This is a genomic window from Pedobacter segetis, assembly GCF_016623585.1.
Taxonomy (GTDB): domain Bacteria; phylum Bacteroidota; class Bacteroidia; order Sphingobacteriales; family Sphingobacteriaceae; genus Pseudopedobacter; species Pseudopedobacter segetis.
Map to the genome: position 1 here is coordinate 42,819 of NZ_JAEHFY010000023.1, position 8,622 is coordinate 51,440.

Here is an 8,622-nt window from a genome sequence, read left to right on the forward strand (position 1 = left end):
AATTAGTCTATAATGTAATATTTAAACCAAATACAATAGTGCTTGCCCTTGGATATACAGAGTAATCGAAACTAGGTGTTAAGGCTGTATTGTAGGCAGCTACTTCTGGGTCGTAACCAGAATAATTTGTGATGGTGAATAAGTTTTGTGTTGATGCATATACTCTAAAATCACTAATCTTAGCTCTCTTTAACATCTTAGCAGGAAAGTTATAACCTAAGCTTACTGTTTTTAATCTAAGGTATGAGCCATCTTCAACTATTCTTGATGAGTATGCAGTTGGGCCTTGTCCTTTAACTCTTGGTATATCTGATGTTGTGTTAGTTGGTGACCATCGGTTGGCATAAGTTGCATATTGGTTAACCCCCTTGGTAACTGCACCGTTTTCAAATCTTAACCTGTTAGCATTAATAATGTCATTACCATAAGACCACTGTAAAAACACATTTAGATCAAAGTTTTTGTATTTGAAGTTGTTTCCTAAACCTCCTTGATGTATTGGATAAGCCCTACCTATAATAGTTTTATCGTCATCATCAACTACACCATCTCCATTTAGGTCTTTGTATTTAATATCTCCAGGTTGGATGTTACTTCTACTGTTACCATTTGTAGGTACTAAATCGTTTAAAACATAGGTTCCGTTTGGTAACTGTGTAAAATCAGATGTTTGATACAAACCATCCCAAATAAATCCATACATCTGCCCAATAGGCTGACCGATTTTAGCTATGTAAGCAGGTAAGTTTCTATAATCTTGATCCCAGTTAACTGTGCTTAATAAACTTTCTTGATTTTCTGTTAATGCTAAAACTTTATTCTTGTTGAAAGAAATGGTAAAACTTGTGTTCCAACTAAAAGATTTTGAATCAATATTTACAGTGTTTAAAGAAAGTTCTAATCCCTCATTTCTGGTTTTACCTATGTTTTTAAATGCTTTTGTATAACCTAAAGAGCCAGGTAAATCTGCATTTAACAATAAGTCTGAAGTTGTTTTAAGATAGTAATCAGCTGTTAAAGCGATTCGTTGTTTAAAAAAACCAAGGTCTAACCCAATATTAGTTTGAGTTGTGTTTTCCCACTTTAAATCGGCGTTTGATAAAGTTACCGGATAAACACCTTGTGTAAGTGTATTATTGAAAGCATAGTAAGCATTATCATTATTAAAACCAGAGTTTGCAAAGCTAAGTTGAGAATAAGTAGCAAAATCTGTTACCCTATTATTACCCGTAACTCCGTAGCTTACCCTAACCTTAGCATCAGATAAGTAGTTTAACTTTTTTAGAAACTTCTCATTAATAGCTCTCCAAGCAAAAGCTGCCGAAGGGAAATAACTCCATCTATTCTTTTCCCTAAATTTTGATGATCCATCTGCTCTAAAAGACGCTGTAAATAAATACCGGTAATTGTATGAATAGTTTACTCTACTTAAGTAAGAAAGCAAAGTGTTTTCTGAGTTTACTGCAACAACTGTTTGTGCAACACCTTCATCTAAACCGCTTAACCCTAGTGATTCATTAGGCAAGTTGGTTGCTTTTGCTCCATATCTGTTACTAGTGGTTCCTTGCCCGGTAACACCTGCCAAAAAGGTAAAGTTGTTTTTTTTATTAAATATCTTATTATAGGTTAAAATACTCTCTCCAAGCCAATTGTTAAGATCGGTATAGGTAACGCTTCCATTCACTTTGTCTATACTTCTAGAGTTTCCATATCTTGTTAAAGAGTTGTTAAAAGCTTCATTTCTATCATTTCTACTATTGATACCACCGCTTACACGTAATTTTAAAGCTTTAGAAAACAGATATTCCCCATAAGCATTTGCATTAAAATTATTTGAAAATCTTTGTCTAAGTTCATTTTTTACAGATAAAATAGGATTCACTCTGTAATCAATAGTTGGGTCAATAGTTGGATCAATTAAATCGTCTAAAAGATTACCTCCTCCTGTTTGTATCGGCCTGTAACCCCAAACACTATACAATAAATAATTTTGGGCAGTAAAGTTACTTTCCGGGGCTGATGGTGTTGCGCCAAAAGATTTATTGTTGTTATAGCTGATATTTATCCCTGTTTTTATCTTATTGCTTACGTCTTGATCTAACCTAACGCGAAGCTGTTTCCTATTAAAGCCAGAATTGATAATTACTCCATCCTGACCTAAAATATTCCCAGAAATTAAATATTTGGTTTTATCAGTTCCACCTGATAAAGTAAGGTTATAATTACTCATAGGAGCGGTTCTTAATAAAGCGTCTTGCCAATCTATACCTACTGAGTCTCTATAACTCTCTAAAGTTCTGCCATTTTGAAAATAGATTGATGGAGTTCCTATTGGATCTACCTCTGTTTGGAGTTTCACAAACTCATAAGGACTTAATACCGGTATAGACTTAGGCTGTTGTTGAAACCCATAATAGCTGTTAAAATTAACCTTAGGCTTTCCGGCTACACCTTTTTTAGTTGTAATTATAATTACTCCATTTGCACCTCTTGCTCCATATATCGCTGTAGCTGATGCGTCCTTCAGCACTTCAATAGATTCTATTTGAGAAGGATCTATGTTGTTGTTATCTGGGTTTTCTAAAGGAAAACCATCCACAACCCATAAAGGAGAATTATCTTGCGTTAGTGAATTTGCCCCTCTAATTAATATGTTGATACCAGACCCTGGCTTCCCACTCTCTGAAGATACTTGAACTCCAGCAATCCTTCCCGCTAAAGCTTCCTCAAATGATCGAACTGGTGCTTTATCTAAATCAGCCATATTAACCGAGCTTACAGAACCTGTAACGTCTTTTTTAGCCACCGAGCCGTAGCCAATAACTACAACCTGATTTAAAGATATATCCTGTGATTTTAAAGTAACATTGATAACGGTTTGCTTATTAACTGCAACTTCTTTATCGTTGTAGCCTAAATAACGAAAAACTAATATTGCTGGATTATCAGAAGGTAAGGTAAGGTTGTAAATACCCTCTGAGTTGGTAACAACACCTATTGTAGTGTTCTTTATTCCAACGTTAGCTCCAATAATTGGCTCACCAGTATCCTGGTCAGTAACTTTCCCTGTGATCTTTACTTTTTGCTGTGCAAAGCTTGATAAAAAAGCAAGCAGGAGAAGATGAAAAATAAATGTCTTCCTCATAATTTAATTTGGTTTTGGTAATTGGTTTATGATAGTAAACATAGTTTACAATTAATTTTTTAAGGGATAAAATATTCCTTTTTAGGATTAAAACATTCCTTATTTATAGTTTATTCGTCTTTTTCTTAATGCTAACTGCACTTTATAAAGCGATAGGGGATACACAAAACCTTTGTTTAAATTCTCTGTATAAACCCAGTCATCTTTAATGTCATTTACATTTCCGGCTATACTTAAATTAATACCCGGTTGAAAAACCCCAACCAGAATACATTTTGGATACATATGGTGACTTAGATTATTATTTAAAACACCTTTATCTTTTGGCATATAGCTATAAAAGATTTCGTTATCACTATTAGTAAAATGTTCCATTTCTGTATTCCACCAAGTATTGCAATTTGCAGTGGGCGGTAAATTATTTGCAGCACCACCGCCTACATCTGTTAGATAATGACTCTGCCGATTGGATAAGTACATCCTTTTATTATAATTACCCATCAAGCGTATGCATTTCGATAAGGAATTACTTCATTCAGATTGAAAATGGTTTCAATTTCAATAGTCTAAAAAAACAACATTTACATTTCTACTCTTAAAACCTGAATTTTATCTGATACTGGCATTCCAGAAATAGGAATAGTTATTTTTCCGTTTTGGGTTTGATAATTAATAGGTTGATTATTAGACATCAGTACAACTTTTCTAACCTTTAAAGGGGTACTAAAATCAATGAACTTAGCGCTTTGATTTGGTAAAATAAATAGGTATCTAAAGCTAGCACCATCTGTAGTTGCAGGGACTGATGCCGACTCATTATCATTTAGTGCGGTTACTTTAAACAAAGATGTTTTATAGATTTTCATCCAATCTTCAAAATACTTAAGCCTTTCATTCATCCCTGCAGAGAATACACCATTTTTATTAGGCCCAAAATTCAGCAAGTAATTGGTGTTTCTAGATCTACAAAGAATTAAATCTGTCAAAAGTTTATTTGCAGGCTTTAAAGGATTCTTTGTAAATCCCCAACCTGAGTTTGCAACTGTGGTACAAAGTTCTGCCCATTGGTCTTGTTTCTCTTTTGGAAGATTTTGATCTGACTCAAAAGTTTTATAATCTCCATAACCAAAAAATCTTGGGCTAACCACTATCCCGGGCTGTAATTTACGTATCTCTTCCATGGTTATACTCTTTTTCCATGCAGAATTGCCAGATGGGATACTAGGTCTTCCGTCAAACCAAATCATATCTATTTTGCCATAGTTACTTAATAATTCTGTAATCTGTCCTTTCACAAATACTGCTAAAGAATCATAATGAGCTTGTTTTTCCAACTCATCCTTATCTATATATCGTGGTTTGAGGTTATAATCTACAAAAGGGATATTCTTATATTTTGTGGCGATACCTGGATATAAAAAGCTTTGATAATCTCTACTAAAATACCAATCTGGGCCAGAAAAATATAACCCTACTTTTAATCCGTATTTACGACAAGCATCTACAAAAGGCTTAACCAAATCACGTCCTCCCATAAAGTTTTTAGTATTAAAATCGCCATACTTACTTGGCCAAAGCGCAAACCCGTCATGATGTTTTGTTGTTAACACCATATAGGTCATTCCAGCAGCTTTTGCAGCTTTTGCCCACGCTTCCGGATCATACTGTGATGGATTAAAAGACTTTGCTTGTTCCCAATATTCAGAAGGAGTAATACAGGAATTACTTTTTTCGCAATTATTACCTGCGAAAAAGTTTCCCTTGGCAATAAACCGATCAATAGAATCTTGATCGAGCTTATTTTTGCTCCAACCAATTTGAGTCCCGGTCATCATCGGCCAGGAAAGATCTATTTCCTTTATGGAAGAAATACCCCAATGTATAAACATTCCGAAACCTGCATTTGAAAACCATTGCGCATCTGGATGCTGAGTATGTTGATATTTAACCGAATTATTTTGTACGATACCAATTTGCTCGTGTTGTTGTTTTACTTCTTCATTGTTTTTCGTTTTTTGCGCATAAATATCTGTTTGAGCAACAAAAAATAAGGAAAAAAACATAATTAAGCATCTTGAATTATTCCATTCAGGATACCTATTTATTAAATATTTGATTGGCGTGGTTAGATTTATCTTACTAAACATTTGATTTATTTAAACTAATAATTTTATTAAAAATTGAGATTTTAATTAAAAAGCTTTGCGCTTTGTGTTTTATTACCTTCATATATTACAGCTATACAAACTCCCTTTAAAATAAAAAAGTCGTTAACTTGTATTTTATTAATACCCTTGATTAAGCTTTAACTCTGAACTATAAATTTATTTCCCAAAGAAATATTAATAGATAAATCCCAACTAAAAACACAACACCGCTTGGAATCATTTGCTTGAAAAAGCAAGATTGTGTTGGTTTTAATAATTGTGATTTTATCGGTTTACACTCAAATAAACCTAGATAAATCGACTAATTTTTCAAAAGTTTAATAGTTTTATAGTTTCCATTAACGTTTACATTTAGCATGTAAATTCCTGAGGGAAGATTTATTTCTTCATCTAGTTGATTAGTTCCTTTCATCAAATTAATATTCTTGTGAACTGATAATCTACCGTCGGTATCATATAATTTAATATTACCTAAACCATTTGCGTTTGATAGTATTTTTAAACTCAATTTGTTATCGGCTAAACTAGCATAAACATCTGAAGTGCTTAAACCAAAATTTACACTTTGCACTAAGTTAGTGTAGCTTTTTACTGTACCATCAAAATTTATTTGATTTAATAGATAATAGTTATTCCCGCTTAATGGCTTAGCATCTACAAATGTATAATTTAACTCTTGATCCCTATTTCCTGCACCCGTTACCTTCGCTATTTTTACGAAATTTTTGTCGTCTCCAGATCTTAATATTTCAAAATAATTGTTGTTTTTTTCTGATACTGTTTTCCAGTTTAAAACAACACCATTATTAGTCGCTTTTGCTATAAAACTACTTAAGCTTACTGGTAATGGAGCGATATTGTAGGTGAGTGAAATATTAGATAGTTTGTAATTTGCAGCATCGTTGTAAGTTGCACTAGCATGGAACTGATAAGAATCAAGATTAACACCATTAGCCATTGCAATTGACGTTCCTGACCCAAGGGCTGCAGTTCCGCTTTCTTCAATACTACGAGGAAAATCAACTACACCCGCTGACACTTCGATTTGCGTTCCGTTTACCCAAACGTGGTATTTATTATTTGGTAAGGTATAAGATGTGGCACTGCGAGTATAAGTTTTTGATGAACCAGAATTATTTGCATAAATCTCAATAGCATAAGGTCCTCCTACTTTTGCAAATGTTGTTGTATTTACATCTGTCCAAGTTGTAATGGTGCTCGAATTGGATCCTAATCGATATTGAAATTTAATGTCAGCACCCGACAATGACAGTCTTAATGCAGCAAATAATTCGACGCTACTTCTGAAAACAGAACCAGAGCCAGCAAAAAGCGACCCATTTTTATTGCCAATTGCATAAACAAAATCTCCACTAGTTGAAATTATATTAGTACTAAGTGTGAATTTATGTACTACTACATCTGAAGCGTTTGCAATAATAGTTTGTGAATATTTTGCTAATCCTGAGCCACCCGTTGTAGCAGGTTGTACAAAACTCATGGTATTATCCCCGTTTAATACCATACTGACATTGGTAGCTGCCGCTGGTATAACGGCATAAGCGGTTCCACTACTGGGCGAAGGGAAAAAAGTAGTAGAATTTTGTGCTGAACCACTTGCTGAAAAAGTTCCTGTCCCTGTCCCAAAATCATAACTAAAAGTAGAATTGTTAGGTGACCATTGCGCATTTGCAAAGCCATAGCTGAATAGTAAAAAAGAGAATAGTAAAAGTTTAATTTTCATGTTTTGTTAGTTTAATAATTCATATTTTTTTATGGCTTATCAGCCTGATATACAATTTTGATATTGGAAATGGATGCGCTTCCATCAGATGTTGGTCGCCCATTTGCTAAAAATAAATAGGCGTTTAAAGGTTCTCTGTTATCCAGCGCAATGGACTTTCCGGCGGTTAATCCATCACCTCCAGAGACCTCAACAGACCTTGGAAGTTTATCTCCTATAAGGGTATTGTTTGACCAAACATGAAACTGATTGATAGCTAATGTGAAGTTTTTTCCCTCTTTTGTATATTGTTGTTCCTTAGTAGAGTTATTACAATAAATTTCTAGTTTGTAAGTGTCATTTATCTTAAAAGCATCAGTAGATACTGCTTTCCAAGTAGTTGTACTTGACTCATCAGAACCTAACCTGGTTTCTAAAATATAGTTGTTACTTTTTGGTTTCCATTTTAGTGCTGCAAATACCCCACTATTACTTCTATAAACAGAGCCTATCCCAGTAAATAGACCACCGTTTTTATTTCCAATAGCCCATACATATTCTCCTTCTGCCGAGAAATCATTAAATTTTAGATTAAATGAAAAATAAGCTACATCTGTCGCTGATTTGATATCGTAACCAGAATATTTAACTACACTTTTTTGAGGTTGATTGATAATTAGGGAATGATCACCATTTAATTCTACACTGCCATTTGTTGCACCTCCTGAAATAGTAACGCGACTAGTTATTCCCTTCACTAATGGAAGAATCCCCTTGTTTTTGCCGTAAGAGGTAGACTCGCTATTAGTGCCTTCAGAATAATTAAGTTTGCCTTTTTCTGTGCCAAAATCATAAATCAATTCTTGATTATTTTGCCATTGAGCATTTGCTATATTATAGCAAAATGATAATAAAATAATACTAAAAAATTTAATTTTCATGTTGTTTAAATGGTTTATACTTTTCTTTTCTCAAACAATCAAAAGACTTTGTGTGTAATGGAGAAAAATTGTGTTAGTAATTAATAAATTGGTTGTGCAAATGTTAAAAAACAAGTAGCCTTATGGGAGTATATATCTCCTTAATAGGATTAAATATTTCCTTTTTTACTCTTTACTTCCGCTAATTATTAATGGATTTATAAACCTGATGTTGAAAAGGCTAAATAAGAAAACCAATTTACATTATTTAAACACGTTTCCTGTTTGTCTCAACAATGCTTTAAACAAACGAATTAAATAGTTGAGATTAGATACTTCAAGCGTCTAAATAAGATTTAAAGGACAATAATCTAAACCAATGCCATCGTTTAGGCTGTCGGGCAAGTGTAAATTAATTTTTATCGTATATAGATTTTAAGCCGATAATCATATAGGTTTTATTGCCTAAATATAATTCAACTAAAATCTCGCCAAAGTTTAAACTAAACTTTAGCGAGATTTTTAATCTAATCTTCAGGATAAAAAGTACCTCCGCTAGGAATAGGAGATACCAACGAAGGAATATTTTGTGCCTGACTATCTGATCTATAGAAGGTAAAATCTGTATCAACACCTCTAGTTAACCAATAATAGGCGGAAGATGTA

Annotated in this window: 5 protein-coding genes; all 5 read right to left on the reverse strand. The window is 33.4% G+C overall.

The window, feature by feature from the left end:
* Positions 1–7: 7 nt before the first annotated feature.
* The gene (locus I5M32_RS14485) at positions 8–3,145 is read right to left on the reverse strand and encodes a SusC/RagA family TonB-linked outer membrane protein (protein ID WP_200587622.1); all 3,138 of its coding nucleotides are present in this window, start codon (positions 3,143–3,145) and stop codon (positions 8–10) included.
* A gap of 99 nt (positions 3,146–3,244) precedes the next feature.
* Positions 3,245–3,625 (reverse strand): hypothetical protein, encoded by a 381-nt coding sequence (locus I5M32_RS14490; protein WP_200587624.1) that lies wholly within the window; start codon positions 3,623–3,625, stop codon positions 3,245–3,247.
* A 101-nt stretch (positions 3,626–3,726) separates the two neighbouring features.
* Entirely contained in the window at positions 3,727–5,208 is a 1,482-nt protein-coding gene (locus I5M32_RS14495; protein ID WP_200587626.1) for an alpha-L-fucosidase, read from the reverse strand.
* A gap of 406 nt (positions 5,209–5,614) precedes the next feature.
* Positions 5,615–7,057, reverse strand: a complete 1,443-nt coding sequence (locus I5M32_RS14500) for a T9SS type A sorting domain-containing protein (protein WP_200587628.1) — start codon at positions 7,055–7,057, stop codon at positions 5,615–5,617.
* Positions 7,058–7,086: 29 nt separating this feature from the next.
* Positions 7,087–7,977, reverse strand: coding sequence for a hypothetical protein (locus I5M32_RS14505; protein WP_200587630.1), 891 nt, complete (start codon positions 7,975–7,977; stop codon positions 7,087–7,089).
* Between the last annotated feature and the right edge of the window lie 645 nt (positions 7,978–8,622).